The 22,255-nt window shown below is 49.4% G+C and carries 17 protein-coding genes; all 17 read right to left on the reverse strand.

Annotated elements, in window-relative coordinates:
- Complete coding sequence (locus tag DHAF_RS21410) at nucleotides 1–987, reverse strand: respiratory chain complex I subunit 1 family protein (protein WP_015945151.1); 987 nt, start codon at nucleotides 985–987, stop codon at nucleotides 1–3.
- Between the two features lie 12 nt (nucleotides 988–999).
- Nucleotides 1,000–2,913, reverse strand: a complete 1,914-nt coding sequence (locus tag DHAF_RS21415; RefSeq protein WP_015945152.1) for a proton-conducting transporter transmembrane domain-containing protein — start codon at nucleotides 2,911–2,913, stop codon at nucleotides 1,000–1,002.
- A gap of 313 nt (nucleotides 2,914–3,226) precedes the next feature.
- Nucleotides 3,227–3,838, reverse strand: a complete 612-nt coding sequence (locus DHAF_RS21420; RefSeq protein ID WP_005816457.1) for an SGNH/GDSL hydrolase family protein — start codon at nucleotides 3,836–3,838, stop codon at nucleotides 3,227–3,229.
- A gap of 70 nt (nucleotides 3,839–3,908) precedes the next feature.
- The gene (locus tag DHAF_RS21425; RefSeq protein WP_015945153.1) at nucleotides 3,909–4,367 is read right to left on the reverse strand and encodes a YbaK/EbsC family protein; all 459 of its coding nucleotides are present in this window, start codon (nucleotides 4,365–4,367) and stop codon (nucleotides 3,909–3,911) included.
- Nucleotides 4,368–4,429: 62 nt separating this feature from the next.
- Entirely contained in the window at nucleotides 4,430–4,882 is a 453-nt protein-coding gene (locus tag DHAF_RS21430; RefSeq protein ID WP_011460866.1) for a GatB/YqeY domain-containing protein, read from the reverse strand.
- A gap of 14 nt (nucleotides 4,883–4,896) precedes the next feature.
- Nucleotides 4,897–5,073, reverse strand: a complete 177-nt coding sequence (gene rpsU, locus DHAF_RS21435) for a 30S ribosomal protein S21 (RefSeq protein WP_005816464.1) — start codon at nucleotides 5,071–5,073, stop codon at nucleotides 4,897–4,899.
- A gap of 89 nt (nucleotides 5,074–5,162) precedes the next feature.
- The gene (locus tag DHAF_RS21440; RefSeq protein ID WP_005816465.1) at nucleotides 5,163–5,507 is read right to left on the reverse strand and encodes a histidine triad nucleotide-binding protein; all 345 of its coding nucleotides are present in this window, start codon (nucleotides 5,505–5,507) and stop codon (nucleotides 5,163–5,165) included.
- A gap of 43 nt (nucleotides 5,508–5,550) precedes the next feature.
- A complete protein-coding gene (locus DHAF_RS21445) occupies nucleotides 5,551–6,681 on the reverse strand; it encodes a PEGA domain-containing protein (RefSeq protein WP_011460867.1) in 1,131 nt (376 codons plus the stop codon).
- Between the two features lie 37 nt (nucleotides 6,682–6,718).
- On the reverse strand, nucleotides 6,719–8,038 hold the full coding sequence (gene mtaB / locus DHAF_RS21450; RefSeq protein WP_005816469.1) for a tRNA (N(6)-L-threonylcarbamoyladenosine(37)-C(2))-methylthiotransferase MtaB: 1,320 nt from the start codon (nucleotides 8,036–8,038) through the stop codon (nucleotides 6,719–6,721).
- A 50-nt stretch (nucleotides 8,039–8,088) separates the two neighbouring features.
- The gene (locus tag DHAF_RS21455) at nucleotides 8,089–8,826 is read right to left on the reverse strand and encodes an RsmE family RNA methyltransferase (RefSeq protein WP_011460869.1); all 738 of its coding nucleotides are present in this window, start codon (nucleotides 8,824–8,826) and stop codon (nucleotides 8,089–8,091) included.
- Nucleotides 8,813–9,751, reverse strand: a complete 939-nt coding sequence (prmA, locus tag DHAF_RS21460; RefSeq protein WP_015945154.1) for a 50S ribosomal protein L11 methyltransferase — start codon at nucleotides 9,749–9,751, stop codon at nucleotides 8,813–8,815. Before prmA ends, DHAF_RS21455 begins: the two co-directional genes overlap by 14 nt.
- A 103-nt stretch (nucleotides 9,752–9,854) precedes the next feature.
- Complete coding sequence (gene dnaJ, locus DHAF_RS21465) at nucleotides 9,855–10,988, reverse strand: molecular chaperone DnaJ (protein WP_005816474.1); 1,134 nt, start codon at nucleotides 10,986–10,988, stop codon at nucleotides 9,855–9,857.
- A 111-nt stretch (nucleotides 10,989–11,099) separates the two neighbouring features.
- The gene (gene dnaK, locus DHAF_RS21470) at nucleotides 11,100–12,944 is read right to left on the reverse strand and encodes a molecular chaperone DnaK (protein ID WP_005816476.1); all 1,845 of its coding nucleotides are present in this window, start codon (nucleotides 12,942–12,944) and stop codon (nucleotides 11,100–11,102) included.
- A gap of 25 nt (nucleotides 12,945–12,969) precedes the next feature.
- Nucleotides 12,970–13,611, reverse strand: coding sequence for a nucleotide exchange factor GrpE (grpE, locus tag DHAF_RS21475; RefSeq protein ID WP_005816478.1), 642 nt, complete (start codon nucleotides 13,609–13,611; stop codon nucleotides 12,970–12,972).
- A gap of 17 nt (nucleotides 13,612–13,628) precedes the next feature.
- The gene (hrcA, locus tag DHAF_RS21480; protein WP_005816480.1) at nucleotides 13,629–14,666 is read right to left on the reverse strand and encodes a heat-inducible transcriptional repressor HrcA; all 1,038 of its coding nucleotides are present in this window, start codon (nucleotides 14,664–14,666) and stop codon (nucleotides 13,629–13,631) included.
- 286 nt (nucleotides 14,667–14,952) lie between these two features.
- Nucleotides 14,953–15,621 (reverse strand): class D sortase, encoded by a 669-nt coding sequence (locus DHAF_RS21485; protein WP_015945155.1) that lies wholly within the window; start codon nucleotides 15,619–15,621, stop codon nucleotides 14,953–14,955.
- 61 nt (nucleotides 15,622–15,682) lie between these two features.
- Nucleotides 15,683–22,051: a Cna B-type domain-containing protein gene (locus DHAF_RS21490; protein ID WP_015945156.1), complete on the reverse strand. Its 6,369-nt coding sequence runs from the start codon at nucleotides 22,049–22,051 to the stop codon at nucleotides 15,683–15,685.
- Nucleotides 22,052–22,255: the final 204 nt, after the last annotated feature.

Here is a 22,255-nt window from a genome sequence, read left to right on the forward strand (position 1 = left end):
TCATATCCCCCCTTTCGTAATCCAAAGAGTTAAGAGAGCCAAGACAGCCGCGGCCAAACCCATAGCCAGGACATTGGGAATCCGAAAAAGTCTGACTTTAACATTGATGCTCTCCAGGGTAGCAAAGAAGGTACCCAGTAAAGCGAGGAAACCGATCTGGAGAATTCCATGGCTAAGCAATATCCCAAAAGGAATTCCCCCGCTCCAGCTGTTCATAACCTGAATATTCACAGGTAAAATCAAGAAAGCCAGCAGTTGCAGCAAAAGCAATTGCTTCAACTGTTCCGCCCAAGTCAGAAAACCTAAAGAGGGGCCCGAGTAATCCAAGAGCATTCCTTCGTGAATCATCGTCAATTCCAGATGGGTATCGGGGTTATCGACCGGAATCCTCCCCAGCTCGGCGATGACGATCACAAAAAGAGCGAACAAGGCAAGAATCCGGGGCGTTTCAAAGATGGATAGCCCTTGCAGCGCAGCGCTCATTCCCACGAGCGAAGTCGTCTCTGTCATCAGGGCCAGGACGGCCAGGCTCAGAATAAATCCAGGTTCCACTAAAGCTGCTACGAAAACCTCACGACTGCTTCCCATACCGCCAAAGGTTCCCCCCGCATCCAGGCCGGCAAGAGCCAGAAAGAACCGGGCCAGACCTAGGCTTGCCGCCAGCCAAAACAGAGAACCCATGGAGTGGATGGGCGCCCATCCCCAGGGACCGGGAACAACACAACCGGCAAGGATCGTACTTCCTAAAACAAGGGAAGGCGTAACCAGGAAGATCCAGGAAGCATGCTCTGAGACAACCTCCTCTTTCCTCATGTACTTCCAAAGATCCCGGTAAGGCTGGAAGAGGGACGGTCCCTGGCGCATCTGCCAAAAGGCTTTTACTTTCTTTATCCAGCCTTGCAGTAAAGGCGCAGCCAACAAAAATATCAGCAAGTGCAGCATGGAAAAGAAGATTATTCCACCATTCCATTCTCCAAAATTCAACATCCTCTTTCCCCCTTACATAGTCCAAATCAACACAACCACTAAGGTGATCAGAATATAAGCTAAATAGGTGTGAATACTGCCGGTTTGCAGGATGCGAACTCGTTCTGCACACCGCAAAAGCAACTTCATGGCAGGCCGATAGAACACTTCCTCCGTCATCTCACGGGTTCGGCCGCGATAGTGCAAGGACTGTAACACATAGGGGGTTTCCCCAAACTTTTTATCAATAATGGGGCGAAAGGCCAAAACCTTTTTCAGGGCTATCCGCAAGGGCATGGTTATCCCTAAGCCCGTGTATTGCATACGAGGGGTTAAAGGCACACCACAGTTCCAGGTCCCTGCTACTCTCTTGCGCTTTCTTGCGGATAACTGATAGAGTGTCACTGAAAAAAGGCCTAACAGCAAGATGTAAGGGGTGATCAGGTTAAAGAAATCTGCCCAAAGCGGCAGAGCTAAACTGTCGGTGAGTGGAGAATCGCTTGTATCTTTCAACACGTGAATGGGGACACTTATTAGTTTCCAAAGGCCTTGAGGATACAGCGTTGCCAGGAGGGTCAGCATCATGGCCATTGCCATAGATACCGTCTGAGGCCAAGGCAGCTCCTGAGCATTTGCAGCATTTGCCGACCGAGCCTGCCCCAGGAAGGCTCCGGCAAACCACTTCACCATAGTTGCCAGAGCTAAGGCAGAAATAAACGCCAAAGCTGCCAGGCTCAAGGGCAGGGCCAGCTTGAACAGTCCCCCTTCCACTTGAACGGAAGTCTTCCATAAGGCGTGAAATAGCAACCATTCCCCCCAAAAACCTCCCAAGGGTGGAAGCGCGGAAAGCCCCACAGCGCCAACCATTGCCCACAAGCCCGTCCTGGGCATTTTCTTAAGTAAACCACCCATTTGGTCAAGTCTTTTTGTATGTGTTGCCTGGATGATATTTCCCGCGGCCATAAACAAGCCGGACTTAAAAAGGAGATGATGAATCCCATGCCAGAAGAAAGCAGCCAGGGCAAGGACCACTAGGTCCGAATAGCCCAGGGTCCGGGCAATCATGGCCGTTCCTAAAGCCATCGTAAGAATACCCATATTCTCTACTGTGGAATAAGCCAACAAACGCTTTACATCCTGTTCTACACAAGCATAGAGAATTCCGATAAAAGCAGAGAGCACTCCGAGTGCCAGCATTAACCCGCCCCACCAAAGTTCCATGGGGGCCAGGGTCAACCACACCCATCTCATCATCATATAGAGAGCAATTTTAACCATCACCCCGGACATTAATGCGGACACTGGAGAAGGGGCAACGGGATGAGCGTAGGGAAGCCAGATATGAAAAGGCACCAACCCCGCCTTCGTACCAAAACCAATCAGAAAGCATAGAAAAAGACCGTTCTTTTCCCCCGGACTTAAAGTCGGGGTTATGGCAGCCCAATCCCCATAGAGAAAACTTCCGGTCTTACTGTAAAGATAGAGAACTGCCGCAATCAAAAAAACCGTTCCCACATGGGTCATGACAAAATAAATGAACGCCGCCCGACGATTGGAGCTCTCTTCGTGTTCATATATCACCAGCAAGAACGAAAAAAGGGACATGAGTTCCCAAAGAAAAAGAAAATAGAAGCCATTGTTGACGATTAAAACTCCAGCCATACTCCCCAGAAAAGCTGCCCAGGATAAGGAAAAGGAGAGGAGAGAACGCTTCCCCTCATAATCTTTCATATAGCCCAGACCATAGAGAGATGCAATACCTTGCCCAAGCAAGAGCACTAAAAGGAAGAAGGCTGTCAATCCATCGCAAGAAAAGCCTTCCCCATGCCATTGCCCTGAAAAGTTGTCCATATGGAAATTCCAACCCAGAAAGAGAATGCCCAGGATTGCTATCATTAAGGATAGACCCATGGTTCCTACCCGAATACCCCGCTCTATGTTTATCATCACAACCTCATTCCTTCCAGCATAAAAATAATTGTACTACAACACAAACAACTTCTAAGGTTGGACAAGTTGCCTATAAGTAATTGTTATATAACACGCACCTCCTAATCTTACCCCTTTTCCATCTCAACACACAAGTAGCGAAAGCTTGCATTTTCCTGCTTATTCCCCCTGATCCATAGCTCCTGGGTAATTGAGTCGTCATTCCACTCCCTAGCCTTCTAAATCAAGCTTAAACCCGCAAATTCAATTTTATTGCGCAAAAAACACACCCAAAAACTTGGGTGTGCTTTCCGCCTATTCAGATGACTCATTAATATCGGGCAAAGAGCTCTGCCATTACCTGGTGTCCCGCCAGATTAGGATGAATATGGTCGGAGCTGAGCAGCAGCATTTCCTGGCCGCTAAATGCCTTGGCAACCGGCACCACAACTCCTCCACATTGTCTGGCCATTTGCGTGACACTATGATTGGCCTGTTTGAGCAAAGTATAAGCAAAAAGATTGGTTTGCTTATCCATAGGGGGTAAGGGATTATAGATACTGGCTATCTTGAGCATGGTTAATGAATTAACCCTTCTTATCTTATCCCCCAATAACATAAGATTTTGTTGGAAATCCCGCAAAGTCAGCTCAGGGTTGACCCATTGGCCTAAAGCTAAACCCTTGCCAAGGGCGAGCAGATCGTTTGAGCCAATGGTCACCGTAATGACTCTGGCCTGCAGAATTAAACGCTGTACATGGGGCTGTTCGACCATAGCAACCAGTTGGCCGCTTGTCAGACCATTAACCCCCAGATTCTCATAGCCTAGATTCGGAAAGCAGGACAACAAGGTTGAATAATACAGGGTAGCAAACGAACAATTGAGCCCCACCCCATAACCTGTCGTTAACGAGTCACCTAAGGCCAGATAGATACCATGCATAGGGCTTGCTACCACCTTTCAATGTGCTCCTTACATAAATTATGCACCAAGCACCCGATATGGTAATCAATTACTCCTGAGCCACGTTCACCCAGTCTGTTGCCACAAGCTCTGCCAATTCCGCGACGGTCAGCTTTACAGCCGCATCAGGAGCGCCGGCAGCCGGATAGACTACAGAGTACTCCTTTAATGATTGATCCAAATAAACGGGAATTTCCTGGCTTAAGCCAAAAGGACAGACCCCTCCCACCGGATGCCCGGTCATCGCCAATACCTGATCAACCGCAGGCATTTTGGGCTTCCCTTTGAAGGTATCCTTAAACTTCCGGTTATCCAGCCTCTTATCCCCGGCCATGAGCACCATGACAAAATCATCATGAACCTGGAGCAGAAGAGACTTGGCAATTTCCCCCGGGGTAACACCCAAGGATTCGGCAGCCTTGGCAACCGTACTGATATCTTTAAACTTCAGAATAGGTACCTTCATTTCCTTACTATGAAAAAATTCCTTCACCATTTCAACTGACATAATGACCTCCTTAACATGTTAAAAGCCTGATTGCTAAACTATGCAATCAGGCTTTTAGTGAGCTAAGATCCTAGAAGTTCACGCACGATCTGGTTAACCAGTTTGCCGTCAGCGCGTCCTTTTGTCTTCGGAGTAATTTTGCCCATGACTTTCCCCAAATCTTTCGGTCCTTGAGCACCGACTTCGGTAATCGTCTCTTGGGCTAACTGGCGTATCTCCCCTTCAGAAAGCTGCTGAGGAAGGTATTCCATGAGAACGGAGATTTCCTTTTCCAGGGCTTTCACTGTATCGGGGCGATTCGCCTTAGAAAACTCTTCGATCGAATCACGACGCATTTTAACTTCTTTAGCTAAGACTTCGATGACTTGCTCATCGTTAAATTCAACTTGCTTATCTATTTCAGCATTTTTAATGGCGGCCCGAGCCATGCGGATGACGGAAAGTCTAACCTTCCCCTCCTCTTTGGCCTTCATGGCAACCTTCATATCCTCAACGAGGCGTTCTTTCAGGGACAATTCAGTGCAACTCCTTATTTGAACTTACGTTTACGCGCAGCTTCGGATTTTTTCTTCCGCTTAACACTAGGCTTTTCATAATGCTCATGTTTACGAGCCTCTGATAATACGCCTGCACGCTGACAAGTACGCTTGAACCGGCGGAGTGCGCTATCCAGGGATTCGTTTTTACCGACTTTAATTTCGCTCATTATCTTATCCCTCCCTCCACTGGATCATGTACAGATATACTAGATAATTATACTGGATGAGATGGACTGCGTCAAGTTCTGAAAGCTTTTCAACAGATTTTTACACCCAAAGGCTGTCCGCCAATCACGTGAAAATGCAAATGCTTCACCACCTGACCTCCATCGTCACCACAATTGTTGACCACACGATAACCTGAATCAGCGATACCCGACTCTTGTGCCAGTTTTTTAGCCACCACCAAAATGTGCCCTAATAAAGCTTCATCCGCAACGTCGATGTCATTGAGGCTTTCCCTATGTTTTTTAGGAATCACAAGCAGATGTACCGGGGCTACAGGATTAATATCCTTAAAAGCCAACACATGCTCATCCTCGAAAACAACCTGACTGGGAATCTCTTTATTGATTATTTTGCAAAAGATGCACTCCGACATAAAAACCCTCCCTCTATATTATATGCAAAAATCCCGCTGTTCGCTAATCTTCAGAGAAACTTGAAGCCCAATGAATAGGATGGATGAGGAAATAAAATGGTCCTTTATTATCCTCTAATTGCAGATAGGGGAACGGTTCCCAGATACCGCCCACATCACTGGCATAAGTGAACTTTTCGATGATCGCTCCATAAGCTGTTCCGATAAGGCCATAATCCAAAGGATTTTCTCCTTCCATAACAGCCTGAAAATTGGTAAGTTTCAGCTGCCTGTTCTCTTCCGCTCCATGGGAGGCGATGGTATAGATATCCCCATGGAGTCGTTCGAATTCAGCTATTTCAAATTTCAGGCGTCTCCTCAGCTCCTGCCGGACAGCGGGAGTTACCTCATCGGCTGATTTTAAGCCCATCTCCTGAGCGTAGAAAGCCAACGTCTCATAATGCAGCCCCACTTCATGACCCATGGCCTTTACTTTCCGGATCACTTCCGGATCAGCAGTGCGCCACCGGAAATAGTAGGTGCTTTTGACTCCCCGGGTCTGTTCTATTTCCGCCATTTTTAAGGCATAATCCGCCACTTCATCCACATCATGCCTTAGAATAAGGGTTTTATCCGTTATTGGAACATGGTTATAGTAATCCATTACTCTTATGGGAGTATAACCGAGCCGAAGAATCTCGTCCAGGTAATCCTGATAATGATGTTCATCCACCGGCAAGGTGACCTGTTTATCCTTGGGATACTCATTGGTCAGCTTCAAATGCCGGATAGAGCCCATATATCCGGGAGGTTTAGCTACGATTTCATATTTTCCGGGAAAAAGGCGCTTATTCAAGGGCGATTTCCCCACATAACTGCCATTGATATAGATGGGGATTTTCCGGCTCCGGTCGGTATCGATATGAAGCTTTATACTGTCCCCAGTCTTTTCGATGGTCATTTCGCCCTTGGCTTTATTCCAGGTTGCAACTTTCCCGCCGGATTCAACCATAGTTATGAAAGGGGGAATGGTATGCCGGTTGAATACCAGATGGGGCGCGGGAAAGGTCACTGGGGGCATCATCAAAAAAGCGCCCAGGCCCAGTAAGATAACGAGAACTAAAACCAAACCTGTAATTTTCCACCCTGTTGGCTTAAAAAACCGTTCTTTTGCAGAAGGGCTGTCTTTTTTCATGTGGTTTTCCCCCCATAAAGTTGGCTACCCTATAAAGTTATCCATTAACCCGCACATGGTTTTTTTCCAGTACGCACTCTACCAATTCGCCGCCTTCCCAGGGTTTTCCTTCACGGGGAGGCAAGTGCACCTGAATATAGTTCCCTGTATGACCTGCCGCTACTCCTTCCGGACTGACCCGCTCGATCAAGACTTCCACCCTCTGCCCGATAAATCTGCGGACATAGTCTTCCTGGCTCTCTCTGGCCACTTCCAGGAGAGCTTTGACACGTTCCTCTTTGATTTTGTTGGGGATCTGCTCAGGATACTTGGCAGCAGGAGTTCCTTCGCGCTTGGAATAAGGAAAGACATGAATTCCGGAAAAACCGCAGGAACGAACTGTCTCCAGCGTCTCCTGAAAATTTTGCTCCGTCTCCCCCGGAAAACCAACGATCACGTCCGTGGTAATGGCAATCCCCGGCTGCAGGCTCGTTAAGCGTTGAATGAGCTCTTTGAACTCCTTTACAGTATAAGGTCTTTTCATGCGAGTTAAAATGGCATCGCTGCCGCATTGCAAAGGAATATGCAGGTGGGGGCAGACCGCGGGATAATTGATGATCACATCGATCAGTTCAGGGGTAAATTCCATAGGTTCAATAGAACTCAAGCGCAAACGGTGCAGCCCTTTAATCTGAGCAAGCGCCTTGACCAGCCGGGCCAAATCCCAATCCTCTCCCAGATCCTCTCCATAAGACCCTGTATGAATTCCTGTCAACACGATCTCTTTATACCCTGCCGCAACCAGCTTTTCCGCCTCTGTGACGGCATTCTCAGGGATTCTGCTTCTGACCGGTCCCCGGGCATAAGGGATAATGCAATAGGTGCAAAATTGATTACACCCCTCCTGGATTTTTAAGGTCGCCCTTGTCCTGCTTTCCTCTTCGATCAAGGGCAGTTCTTCAAAGGTTTTCGCATCCCAGATGGTGCGGACGCTGCTCTTGGGCTGCTGTTCCTTTTTCACCTGATCAATCAGTTCCAGGATCTTTCCCCGATCCTGGGTTCCTAAGACCAGATCGACTCCCGCAATTCCGAGGATTTCTCCCGGGGCGGTCTGAGCATAACACCCCATAACCACCACGAAAGCGTCAGGATGAGCCTTGACCATACGCCGGATGGTTTGCCGGGACTTAGCACCCCCGGTATTGGTCACGGTGCATGTATTGACCACCACCACATCCGCCTTCTCTGTGGAAGACACCACATGATAGCCGTTATTTCGAAACAGCTGCCCTAAGGCCTCACTCTCGGTCTGATTCACTTTGCACCCAAGGGTAACAAAACACACCGACGCTGGATTTTTTTGCTGTAATGTACTCATAGTCACCCCCGCAGATAGTTTTTAGGCCTGAAGGCAGACGGATTAAGGGTTCAGCCCAAATCACCATAATGCCCTAACACCAAGGTCAGAGCGGCAAGGGCCGCCGTCTCCGCCCGGAGAATGCGCGGGCCTAAGGAGATGCTTTGGGCGTTGAGGTGCTCCTGAGCCCAAAGAACTTCCCCTTCCTCGAAGCCCCCTTCCGGGCCGATGATCAGTGCTATCGGCTCTTGTGAACTGAAGTCCTTCAGCACCGAGGAGAGGGTCCTGGTTTTCTCGTTTTCATAAGGAATTAGCCACTGGGTAGTTGGCGGAAGCAGAGCTTTAAGCCCCTGCCAATCGGTTACGGAAAAGATCTGCGGTTCCCGGACCCGGTGGGATTGCTTAGCCGCCTCGCCGGAGATCTTTTGCCAGCGTTCCACCCGGTCTGCAGCCTTGCTCCCTTCCAGCTTCATCACAGCCCGTTTGGTGCGCAGGGGGATTAAACCCGCCATTCCCAATTCCGTTCCCTTTTGGATGACCCACTCCATCTTTTCCCCTTTCGAGAGGCCGGCTGCCAGATAAATCCGGGTAACCGCTTCTACTTCCGGGTAATCCTGCTCCAGGATGCCGCAGGTTACGCTTTGCTCTTCTATTTTATTAACGACTGCCTTGTACTCCGCCCCCGTGTTGTCAAAACCGATGATCCGGTCACCCACCGCAAGACGCAGGACCCGGACAAGATGTTCTCTTTCCGGTCCCTTAAGCCAGAAGACATGGTTCCCCAGTTCGGAGATTTTAAAGCGATGCACGTTGCCACCTCGCCCGCAAGAGGACCCAGCCTGAATCTTCCTTCTTCTCCAGAACTTCCAAACCATGCTCGCCCAATCCTGCTTCCACATCGGAAGAACGGTGTCCGATAATCCCCGAAGCGAGGAACTCTCCATCCTCTTTCATGATGCGCTTTAAGTCAGGGATCAGCATCAGAATAACATCGGCAATGATATTGGCCACCACTAAATCGGCCTGTCCCTGCAGCACTGTTCCTAGATCTCCTTGCCGGACACTGATCCGGTCTGCTACCTGATTGAGCTCCACGTTCTCCTGGGCTACTTTTACGGCAACGGAGTCCAAATCGATGGCCTCCACCTGAGCGCCTAATTTTGCTGCTGCGATAGCCAGAATCCCTGAGCCTGTTCCCAGATCAAAGATCCGCATATCCGGCTTCACCGTCTCCTCCAGGGTCTCCAAACACAAGGAGGTGGTGGCATGAGTTCCCGTACCAAAAGCCATCCCAGGATCCAGCTCCAGGATAATGTCCTCAGGCAGAGGGGTTACTTCTTCCCAAGAGGGTTTGATCAAAAAATGCCGGCCAATGCGCACGGGCTTAAAATAAGCTTTCCAAGAGGTAGCCCAATCTTCTTCCTGCACAGTCAGGCCTTTCACCTGGAGAACCCACTCCGGAAAGCGCTGAAGCAATTCCTTCAGCCCTTCGTCAAGCTGACGGAGCTTAGGCTGGAGTTCGTGATCTTCACAGATATATCCTTTGACCACAGAAGTTCCGGTCAAGGCAATCTCGCCAAAATCATGGTAATCCCAATTCCCGGATTCCACATAACTTTGGAGAAGCTCCGGATCTTCCACACTCACCCCTGGGCAGCCCAGTTGATAAAAAAGATCGGCAACAGCTTCCTCTCCTACCGATGAAACAGTTACCGCAATTTCACGCCAATTCATGCTTCAGTGCTCCTTTTTGAATCAGGGGGACAGGTCCCATTTTTCAGTTTTCAGGACGACTATGAATCAAGGGACCTGTCCCTTTGATTCCCCCTGATTCGCCCTACAGATCTATAGCGTCCCGGATATTTTCTTTGACCTTCTCGAAGAAGGATTTTTTGCCCATCTGCTGCTGATCGCTGGTGACTTCCCCGAACTCACGCAGCAGCTCCTTTTGGCGGTCGGTGAGTTTAGTCGGAGTGGCCACAACTACTCTCACATGCTGATCCCCTCTCCCGTTGCCGCGGCGGTAAGGAATACCATGACCCCTCAGCCGGAACACCGTAGCAGTCTGGGTGCCTTCGGGTATCTTCATTTTGACTTTGCCATCCAAGGTGGGAACATCGAGCTCCGACCCGAGGGCGGCCTGTACAAAGGTTATGGGAATCTCGCAATAGACGTCGTTCCCTTCTCTTTCAAAGAATTTATGGGCTTTCACATTGAGGACCACATAAAGGTCTCCTGATGGGCCTCCCCGCAGCCCTGCTTCCCCATTGCCGCTGAAACGAAGGTTAAGGCCATCCTCCGACCCTGGGGGGACAGTGACTTTAATGGTTTTGACCTTCCGTGTGGTTCCCTTGCCACTGCATTCCTTACATGGAGAAGATATAAATTGACCTGAGCCATTGCAGGCAGGGCAAGTTCTTGCTGTTTGAATCGCGCCAAAAGGAGTCCGTTGGGTAGCTTTAACCTGCCCTGTTCCGTGACATTGGGAACAGGTGGTAGGATGGGTGCCGGGGGCTGAACCGGAGCCATGGCATTCCGTGCAGGTTTCTTGACGGGGAACCTGAATCTCTTTCTCGGTACCAAAGGCAGCCTCTTCAAAAGTAATGGTTAAGTCATAGCGAAGGTCATTCCCCCGGGTAGGACCCTGCCGCCGCTGACCACCGCCACCGCCGCCGCCGAAAAACATATCGAAGATATCCCCAAAGCCGCCGAAATCTCCGCCGAACCCGCCAAAACCTTGTTGGTTGGGATCGAAGGCGGAATGGCCCATTTGATCGTAGCGGGCACGTTTTTCAGTATCGCTTAAAACATCATAGGCTTCAGTTGCCTCTTTGAATTTTTCTTCCGCGTCTTTATCTCCCGGGTTCACATCAGGATGATATTGGCGGGCCAGTTTTCGATAGGCCTTTTTGATTTCTTGTTCGTCTGCGCTTTTAGAGACACCAAGTACTTCATAATAATCCCGTTTCATGTTATTCCTCCATCACTCCTGATTCTCCCTCCTGAAGCCTTATCAGCCTTCAGCACATGATGATTGGGCACAGGGGAAAACCCCTGTACCCAATTCTTTCCTTCACTCTGATTATTTTTGATCCTTATCTACTTCAGTATATTCGGCATCCACCACATTGTCATCCCCTTGAGCGCCGCCCGCTCCGGGGTCTGCTCCCATGTCCGGTCCCGGTGCTGCTCCGCCGGTTTGCTGATACATCTTCTCGATGATGGGATAGAGGACCTTGGTTACCCCTTCGGTCTTTTCTTTGATCAGCTCGATATTTTCCCCGGCGGCTGCGGTCTTTAATTCTTCAAGAGCTTTCTTGATGGGCTCTGCTTCATTGTCAGGGATCTTGCCTTCAAAATCCTTCAGGGTCTTTTCGGTTTGGTAGACCATAGAGTCTGCTTGGTTCTTAGCGTCAATCAATTCTTTGCGCTTTTTATCTTCATCGGCATGAGCTTCGGCATCTTTTTTCATCTTCTCGATTTCTTCCTGGCTTAAGCCTGTGGAAGCGGTAATGGTGACCTTTTGTTCATTACCTGTAGCCATATCCTTAGCGGAAACATGGACGATACCATTGGCATCAATATCGAACTTCACTTCGATTTGAGGGATGCCACGAGGAGCGGGGGGGATTCCGGAAAGTTGGAACCGGCCTAAGGTTTTGTTATAGGCCGCCATTTCACGCTCTCCTTGGAGGACGTGGATATCCACAGAAGTTTGGCTGTCCGCCGCAGTAGAGAAAACCTGGCTCTTCGTGGTAGGAACGGTGGTATTGCGATCGATAATCCGGGTAAAGACACCACCCAGGGTTTCAATACCCAAGGACAGGGGAGTAACGTCCACGAGAATAATATCCTTCACTTCCCCGGCCAGAACTCCGCCTTGAATGGCAGCACCCAAGGCTACCACTTCATCCGGATTGACACCTTTATGGGGCTCCTTGCCGCTCAGCTTTTTGATAGCTTCCTGTACGGCAGGAATCCGGGTGGATCCGCCTACGAGAATGACTTGATTCACTTCGTTCCAAGAGAGTTTGGCATCGGCTAAAGCCTGACGGGTAGGTCCAAGGGTAGCCTCGACCAGATCCGCGGTCAATTCCTCAAATTTAGCCCGTGTAATATTCATATCCAAGTGAGCCGGTCCCTCGCCAGTCATGGTGATAAAGGGCAGGTTCACATTGGTGGTGCTCACTCCGGAAAGCTCCACTTTGGCTTTCTCGGCTGCTTCTTTCAAGCGTTGGAGGGCAACACGGTCTTTGGCCAAATCCACACCTTGATCTTTTTTAAACTCAGCTACCATATAGTCAATCAGGCGTTGGTCAAAGTCGTCCCCACCCAGTTTATTGTTGCCGCTGGTGGCTTTAACCTCAACCATACCCTGGGAAAGCTCCAGCAGGGATACGTCGAAGGTTCCTCCCCCTAAGTCAAAGACCAGAACGGTTTGATCCTCTTGCTTGTCTAAACCATAGGCCAAAGCCGCCGCTGTAGGCTCGTTGATAATCCGCTTAACATCCAGACCGGCGATGGTTCCCGCATCTTTGGTAGCCTGCCGCTGGGCATCGGTGAAATAAGCCGGTACGGTAATGACGGCCTCTGTGACCGTCTGTCCCAGATAAGCTTCGGCATCTGCTTTCAGCTTTTGCAGAATCATTGCGGAAATCTCCTGGGGAGAATAGCTCTTATCGTCAATTTTCACTTTGTAATCTGTTCCCATATGTCTCTTAATGGAGATGACGGTCTTATCCGGATTAGAAACCGCCTGACGCTTAGCCACTTGACCGGCCAAGCGTTCTCCGGTCTTGGAAAAACCAACTACAGAAGGAGTCGTCCGATTCCCTTCCGCATTGGTGATAACGACAGCCTCGCCGCCTTCCATAACTGCCACACAAGAGTTGGTGGTTCCTAAGTCAATGCCAATCACTTTACCCATGTTCACTATTTCCTCCTTATCGCACCTAGCGGGACACTTTGACCATGCTAGGACGTATTACTTTTTCTTTAAGATAATAACCTTTTTGAAGCTCCTCCACCACGGTGCTCTCCGGATAGTCTTCTGAATCCACCTGAAGGACGGCTTCATGTAGGTTGGGATCGAAAGGCTGCCCCACGGCTTCAATCGCCGCCAATCCTTCCTTGGCAAGAATGCCTTGCAGTTGTTTGAAAATCATCTCTACTCCTTGGGAAAAGGACTTCATATCTTGAGTGGTCTTGGAAGCTTCCACTGCCCGTTCAAAATTGTCCAATACAGGCAGCAACCCTTCTACAACACGCTCTGAGGCATATTTGGCGAAATCCTCCTTCTCCTTTTGGGTCCGTTTGCGATAGTTGTCAAACTCAGCCTGCAAGCGCTGGAGATGAGTATAGTATTCCTCTGCCTGGTTCTTGGTCTGGTCAAGTTCTGCCTGAAGAGTGAGTATTTTTTCTTCTAAAGAAACATCCTGCTCCGGAGAAGATTCATTCCCCACTTCTTCCTCTTGGACAGCTTCGCTAAGGATTTCTTCAACAGTATCGGTCAAATTTTCCTTTGACTCTTGAGTATTTTTAGTTTCCCATTCGGTCTGACCCGATGGGGGGGTTTTCCCGCCCCAGTTCACCATTATTGAAACCACCTCTCCTAATTCCTTCGTCGCACAGTAAGCAGCTCTGTGAGCGTTCTTGTCATGTAATCCACCATGGCCATAGCCTTCCCATAATCCATACGGGTAGGTCCAATCAAGCCGATCGTTCCCAAAGGCTCTCCATCAATCCAATAGGTCCCGGTAATAATACTGCAGTCCCGAAGTTCCTTCAGTTTATTTTCCCCACCGATAGTCACTGCCAAACCTTCTTTCTGAGGATGCAATACTTTGATGATTTGGGCTCCCTCTTCGAAAATCTGGAAGAGGTTTCTGATCTTTTCTACATCCCGGAATTCAGGTTGGTTCAACATGTTCAGAGTTCCACCCAGGTAGACTTTACTGGACTCTTCAGGGCTATTGCTCAGAACGGCGGAAAGAAGCTCTAAGGCATTGTCAATCAGGAAGCGTTGACGAGTCAGTTCGCTGTATATCTCATGAAGCATATCCCGTTTCACTTCTTCCATAGAATGCCCACGCATCTTATGGTTAAATACGTTGGCAATTCTCTGAAGCTCCTCGGCTGTTACATTTTCCCCAATCTCGACAATCTGATTCTCCACCACGCCATTTTCCTTGACGACCACCATGATGGCTTTGCCGGGTTCATAAGGCAGGAAGTGCATCTGATTAAAGGCGCTCTTTCCCTTGTCCGGCCCGATGACGATACTGGTCAAATGGGTGAGTTCAGAAAGGAGCTTGCTGGAATGGGCAATGACCGTCTGAATCTCCGCAATTCTTTTCGTGGTCTCTTTTTCAATAACATCCTTGACATCATCGGCAATACTGGATTTCTCCAGGAGACAGTCCACATAATACCGATAACCCGCATCCGAGGGAATGCGGCCTGCTGAAGTATGGGGCTGCTCAATAAGACCCAACTCTTCCATATCGGACATTTCGTTACGAATGGTGGCCGGCGAGATGCCTAAATCAAATTTCCGGGCGATGGTTCGTGAACCGACAGGCTCAGCAGTACTGATATAATCCTGTACGATAGCCCGCAGGATCTTCTTTTTTCGCTCGTCCATCTGCATACACATAACCGCCTTTCCACCCTCGTTTTCCTCTTGTTAGCACTCGACCTTAATGAGTGCTAACGATTTATGATATTATAGTACCTCTCACTATTTATATTGTCAAGTAGCAGACAAGGTAAAAAAATGGTTTGGACGGCATTATCTTCTTCAGCTTTTTGGATGGAATTTCACGGGTAAAATTTCGATAGCCGGAGAAATTGAATTTAAATTCAATTTCTCCAGCTATCGGAACAAAAGAGATTGTGCACTTCCCGAGGAATCGGGTTCAGCAAGGTGGGAATCTTCACCCCCCTAATACTCCTTTAATGATCAGCCTGTGAGTCGGGTTGATCATGGGGTGACAGGTAATGAGGGTTATTTCGCTGATATCCTTATTGCTGTTAAGAACGTAGGTTTCCGTGGGGTCAACATATAATTTTTGGGTTACGGTGTAGGTATAGGTAGTCTTCCCATCGGTTACTTCCAGCCGGTCTCCCGGATTGACTTCCTCCAGCCTGTTGAATTGCCGGCCATAAGTATGGCTTCGATGACCGGCTATGGCGTAATTGCCCGGCTCACCCATGTTCCCGGTGTTCTCCATATGAGCTACCGATAGATCCAGGTTTGCTTCGGTTACACCTTTGAGGATGGGCAGCTCAAGGCCGATCTTCTCGATCTTGAGCATTCCTTCCATCGTGTCGTGTATATAATCTTGTCTGTCTTTTTCTTCCGGAGTGATGAACTCTTCCGGCAAATCACCCGGCGACTCTTTCGCCGGGCTGCTTTCTTCAGCATCCTGATCAGGGGCCGGGTCAGCGGCTCGTTCTCCTTGATCCACAGCGGCAAGGGCTGCTTGCCATTCGCTGACCAGCTTTTTCTGCAGATAGGTGCTGTGCATTTCCGCTGCCTTGGGATAGGCCAGCAGAGTGAGTCCTGCCACGATGAAGATGATGGAGCTAATTTTCTTCGACATTTTTCTACCTGCCTAAAATTTTGTAGAAAGAGGCAGAGTCTCTGCTCTGCCTCTTAACCGTCTATGCCGTTCTTCTTCTCCCTAAGTAAAGTCCCAGAGCGATGAACAGCATTCCCAAAGTGTAATATCCTGAATTGCCGTTTTCACCGGTCTTCGGCAAGGTCCCTTTGCCGTCCGCCGGGGTTTCTCCTGTACCTTGATTACCCCCTGCTTCCGGTGTCCCTGTCGCCTGTCTATCGGACGGGTCGGTGGGTGTTTTTGCAGGATGTTGTGGTTCTACCGGTTTTTGGGTATCTATCGGCTTTTCAGGAATTTCCGGCGTTTCTGTTCCCGGGGTAGCTGGTGTTTGCCCAGGCACTGCCGGTTTTGTGTTATCCTCGGTCGGTGTTGGTGTAATGTCTCCGCCGCCACTTCCACCGCCACTGCTGCCACCGTCGCCGTCTCCACCAGAATCAAGAGGCTGCATGACGAAATCATGTTTGACTACATCAAAGTCAACAGAAATCGTGGGGCTGGTATAAGTGTTATAACCGGTCTTGGTGCCTTTGATATAATAATCTGCTTCTGAGAAGACCATCCAGGCGTAGTTTCCATGATCTTTTACACTTGGATGCTCATTAAATACGGTTGTGGAGGCACTCCGCTGAGGATTTTCATTGTCGTTGGGCGCAAAGCCCGGCAGTATAGGCAGAATTACCTTGGTATGAGGTGTTCTTCCCTCAGCTTTATTTCTGGGAGTATCTGCATAAAATAATTCTACATACACATCTCCCAATATCTTACCGGTCTCACTGTCCGTAATTGTACCGTAGGGGTCGATCAGCTCCTCGTGAATGCTGATTTGTCCGTCAGTGTTAAGCTGAACGACGATTTTACCCATGATCAGCTCTTGGCCCTCTACTTCCATGGTCATCACAAATTCATAGGTTTGACCTTTGGACAATTCCTCGATGGTGAAGACACCGGTTTTCGAATCTACCTCAGCTTCTTTGCCGCCAACGCCTTCCGCGGTTACTTGCTTGAGCACGATTTTTTCATCGGTGCCCCGGCCGGCGATCCGCTCCCTGCCGTCCTTATCCCTGGTGATGATGACTCCTGTAAAGGTTTCCTGGGCCGGGAATTCTTCGTCACCCTGATCGGCGTTCACTTCGCCGGCTTCCGCTTTTTGCTTAAAGCTGACATCGACCGGTTCGCCGTTGATGATGATAGATTTGGTGATTTCAACGTCATATACGGTATCCCCTTTCGGAATAGGGACCCGATATTTGCCGTCGGGGCCGGTGATACACTCCCCTCTGAAGTCTATGATGCCGTCGCCGTCGAAGTCTTTCGTGACCACGACTTTGGCTCCCGCAATGGGCTTACCTGTCTGGTTGTCTGTGACAACCCCGGTAATAGCCGACGGTTCAAAGATGATATAGATGGTGTCCGTAGCGTAAAGCCCTTTTTCCGGATCCGCCACGGTTGCTATCACCGGAACCTTCTGGGGGTCAATTCCTTCGATTTTCTCAGAGCGGTAAAGGATTTGAGCTTCCCCATTAGCGTCGGTCACCCCTGTTTGCTTGCCCACCTGAGGGTTCCGGGGGTCGCCCAGAAAGGTGCCCAAAGGCGCTTCAAACACTACTTCCACACCGGCTACCGGGTTGCCCTTGTCATCGGTAACCCGAGTGGTTAGCACCGTCTCGGATTTGCCGTCACCAACGATGGTGGAAGGATCAGCCTTGAGATCGATGGCATACTCCACCTTGCCGATAAAGGTGTTGGTGATAGTGAGGCCATCCGGGGAAACTGTCTTGGCATAAACCGGCGGGACCTCCACTTCATCTACGGTATAGGTATACGCTCTGCCTGTATTATCCGTTGTATCCAGACCGTTCCAGGTGTGGCTGAGCTGACCATTGACCAGTTCTACCGGCTCCCCTTGCTTTACTCCGTTGCGATAGAGCTGGAGCTGGATCGAGGGCTTGATACTTGGCCCGCCCTCCCAGATTTTGCTGCCGGTAATGGCTGTCTTGGGTGAGCCATAGGTGTTGGTAATAGTGAGTCCGTCCGAGGAGATGGATTTGCCGTAGTTGGGCGGAGTCTTAACTTCGTCGATGCGATATCGGTAATCATTACCATCAGAATCCGTCTTATCCAAGTGGGTCCAGGTATGGATCCACGAGGGCGTCTCTGAGCCATTCAAAGTGACAGGCGATCCTAAAGGTAGGTTATTTCTATATAGCTGTAATTGAATCTCCGGTTTGACTGCCGGCCCACCCTGCCAGACTTTGGTTCCAGTGATCTCAAGCCGGCTGTTAGTAAAAGAAGCTGTCTGCGTAGTATCTGCCACAATGTTGCCGGTCTCATTTGTGCTGATCGTAGAGTAACCGTCGCCGGAGTAGTCTGCCTCAGTCACTGTATAAGCTGCCTCCTTGGGCAAACCCACGATAGTAATGCTCTGTCCATGAGCGAGGGAAAAATCATCTCCAGTTTTAATGGTTCCACCAGGTACTCCATGCCCTATATAAGCATAGGTGCCGGCTGCGCCATCCAGCGTCAGCGTAAAATTAAATGCCTTTGTGGTATCGGCATCATTGCCAGCCACAACTTTGTTGATCTTCAGGTTCCCAACCGTACCTGTCTGAAAGTTTTGGATGGTGATTACGGCGGTCTGCGTTCCTGTTTTTCCATCAATAGAAGAGACAATTCCCCCGCCGCTGGTCGTAAACATCAGGGAATGATCTACATTTTCCAGGGTATATCCAGAACTATCAGGCACCTTTGTTTCTCGGAGAATATATTCTCCGTCGGGTATGACCTTAAGCTTAAGGGTGCCGTCGCTGCCGGTGACGCCTTTTTTGATGACCGTAGTGCCATCCTTAGCGTATAGCGTGAATTCAACACCCGGAAAAGGGACACTCCCTTCCTTGGTCTTCGTTATACTTATCGAACCATTCCTTAGCAAGCTGGCACTGCCGTCTTGGGCCGTAATAGAGTAACTCTTGCCTGTATTTTCTTGCCCCACACTGTTTTCACCAAGCAAGGACACTTTGTTCGTAACGCTTCCCGGCTCGCCTGTGACATCGGTGATATAGCTGAATCTGTACGCCTTTGCTTTGTTGGGGATGATAAAGCTCAGCACCCGATTCCCATTATCGTAGCTCACATTCGTCCCTAACCTAAGCTCAACGGGGTCTCCAAGTGTATACCTTCCGTCTGCCTGGAGAGTCATCTCGTTGGCCGTAATATTTCCCTCAAGCACCAGTTTCCCGCTGGAGTCCATACGCAGATCAATACCAAGCGGCAATTTATCTTCCAGTCTCTCGCCGGGTTGCTCAAGGTCGTAGGGTTTGTAATCCACTGTCCAGCGCACTTCACCTGCTTTTATCAGCTCCCAGGCTTTCCCCAGGATCTCGCTGGTGATGGTTATATTTTGGGTGCTCGTCACGCCGCTAGTCCATCTCTCGGTTTTTAAAGCTACGCTATTCGTTATCGTTTCTGTATCATTCTTAGAAAAATACTCCGCTACAGTTGCACTGGTGGGTTTTGACTTGACCAGTATTACATATGGTTGAGCCAGCGAGGTAAATTCAAAGGTTGCTGTGCGCCCGTTAAAGCTAGCATTAAGGCCCGTGACCGTATCCGGCGTGATATCTTCAGCGTCAACGAGTTTGTCGGATTTCTTGATGCCTTCAAAAATCAGGTACTTTGAACCTTCGACTATATCAACAAACTCCCATCCCTCGGGCAGGGTGTCGGTAAGGGTTGCCTTTCCCAGCGGTTCCCCTGCCGCGTTTGTCGTATTGGTCAAATCGATGCCATCGGCGTTGACGCTTAAGCGGAAAATCGCCGACTTATCCTGATAGTCAAAGCTCTCTGTCGCTGTCGTGGTATTATGGGCATTTACGCCGGTCGCCGGATTGGATATCGCGGCCCGCTTTAGCATGCCCTTGAGAAGCATATTGTTCTTGTAATTTACGCTTCCGGTAGCAGCGTTCACCTTTGTGGTGCCGCTGAATAGTGTCGCTGTGTTCTGCACGGTAGGCGTCTTATTCCCGGCGAATATATCCGGATCTACAACCTGGCTGTTAAAGCTGAAGGTGTTCACGCTGGTCGTAGACAAGCCTGTGATTTCCAGCAAATCGGCAACCTGTACGTCGCCCTGCGTAATAGGAATCACGTTCATCGTAAACGGTGATCCGGAAAAATTGTCTGCATATTTCTGGCCAAAGCGCGGTGTCAGATTAGCATGAGCAATGCCTTCGGGAATCCCGCTAACATTTGAGAGGTCAATACTTTTCCCATAAACAAGAAGATCATATACTTTCATATCGGGAATCTCTTGCTTTTTTGTATCTACAGTGACGGTCCAGCGAATTTTCTGGTTCGCAGCATCCACCACACCATATTTTGACATGGCGTTGTACCCAATCGTCACACCAACATTGCCCGAACCGGGGCCGGAACCAGTTACGCCGGTCCATCTGATACTAGCAGAGTTAGTGTATGTTTTTTCGCCAGTCGTATAATCATCATTGGGAACCTCAGTTACGATAGTAAGCAGAATCTCAGAGTTGATGTCGCCAATGCTATATTCGCCGGCTCCATCGGGTGTAATGATTTTCTCTCCAACCCATTCTGAGCCATTCCAAGTCTGCCATTTAGCAGATTGGAGCTCTAAATCGCCCTGCAATTTATCGGTTATGACAACACCCTTTAAATCTGCCCCCATGTGGTTGGCAGTAATCGTCCAAGTTATTGTACGATCTTTCGGGTCGTAAGTGCCACTGCTTCCAGCGTCGCTTGACACGCCTTTTTTCTCAATCCACTTTGGTGTAAATTCGACAGACGACTGACCGCTGCCCATCATCTTCTCATCTTTGTCGCGAAGTTCGGCTTTGTTGACTACTGTTTGCTTGCTGTTAGCCTGATACTTACCGTCGGGTATTTTTGTTTTAAACTCGATGATTCGGGGACTGGCTGAACCTTCGGTAGGGAAAATGTAACTCAGCTTTTTATCCTCTAAAGTAGGAGCCTTACCCTCTGAGCCCACTTTAAAAGTGCCTTCCATATAGTCGCCGACACTGGTCAAATCATCAAAGAACTGATACCCAGCTAAGTCAACATCTGTGCCACCCTGTGTCGCGCTGATATTGGCCGTCCATGTAATGCTTTGGTCCGCCAGGTCCGCAGTACCCGTTTTTGTAACATTATACTCAATGGGCACAGCAGGGACGTTCACCGTATATGGCTTTCCCAGTATTGTTACTGTATGATCCCCCGCACCGCCGCTGCTGCTACTGGCGTCATATTGAAACTCGGCATGGAACTTACAAGTTACAGAATGGACATCCCCATTAAAAACTTCTTCTTCTCCGTCAAAATCGACCTTGGCAGTCACCATCTTTGTCACGGAGTCCGCTTCAAAAGATACGTAGCCTACTAGCGTCCCACTTTCCGCTTTTAATTCAATAGAAGATCCCGAAATCAACTCAAATGCATCGCCCAGTTCAAATATAATCCAATCACCCTTTTTAACTGGATTTACGGGTGTTGGATCATCGCCTTCAACCGGCACACCAAATGAAATCTCTACCTTGATCGGCCTGGTGCTCATTATGGTGCCGCTTTCGGCGATAGATTTCCCATCCTGTGTGATCGTCTCCTTGAGATTGGTAAGTACGGATTTGTTAATTTCCATACCGCTGCCTCGTACTCCCATCAGCCCCCTGATCTTACCCACAAGGCCGGGGTTCTTCACCGCTCCGGGAACAATGATGGTGCCTGTGAAGGTTTGGATCGCATATTCTACGGGGACTTGAATCTCCTCGGGTGCCGCGGGTTCCACTGTTTCAGGTTCAGCAGGCGCTGCCGCTGCCTCCGCTGATTCTTCCCGCTCTGTCGTCACTTCCACCGATGCTGCGGGTTCAGCTGGTGTTGCCGGTGCTCCGGGAGCTTCTCCTTCTGGGGATTCTGCCGGGGCTTCAGGATTCGGGGCGCTCTCCGGAGCGGTGCCTCCCTCAGCCATCTCCGGCCCGGATTCCTCCACCATTACCGGTCCCTCTGATTCTGCCGGGTCCGGGTCCACTTCCTTCTGCTCCAGGCCGGCGTAAAGCTCCTGGTCGATGGTAACGGTCAATGCTCCTGCTGTGGAAATATGATAGCTGCCCAGCACTGTGCCGTCCGCCGCCCTGAGTTCGGAGGCTACTGCTTCGTTCAGAGTAAATCCTCCCGTATAGGAATACACTGTTACCGGATCGTCCGGATCAAGAGTAAGTTCCCAGTCCAGATAGGCTGTGCCCTCAGCAATGTTTTCGTCCATTATGCGAAAACTTTCCCCGCCGGTTGCGGCGAAGGCCGGTGCTATCGGTCCCACTGCCTGCATAAGCATGGCCAGAATAACCAGAACAGCTATCCTAACTTTACTTTTGCTTTTGCGAAAAAACACATATAGTTCCTCCTTTCAAATATTTAGCTGCTTTTACTAAAACATTTCCTTAGCTATATCACCCACTCTCTTATTGAAACTCTTAGAATTAGACAGTCATTACTAAATTATATAAAATCTTTCCTTACAAAAAACTTACTTGCTAGATATAACAAAACCGCGTTAATGCCTTGTTAATTCAGCATGAACACGGTTCTTCAATAA

This window comes from Desulfitobacterium hafniense DCB-2 (assembly GCF_000021925.1).
Classification (GTDB): domain Bacteria; phylum Bacillota; class Desulfitobacteriia; order Desulfitobacteriales; family Desulfitobacteriaceae; genus Desulfitobacterium; species Desulfitobacterium hafniense.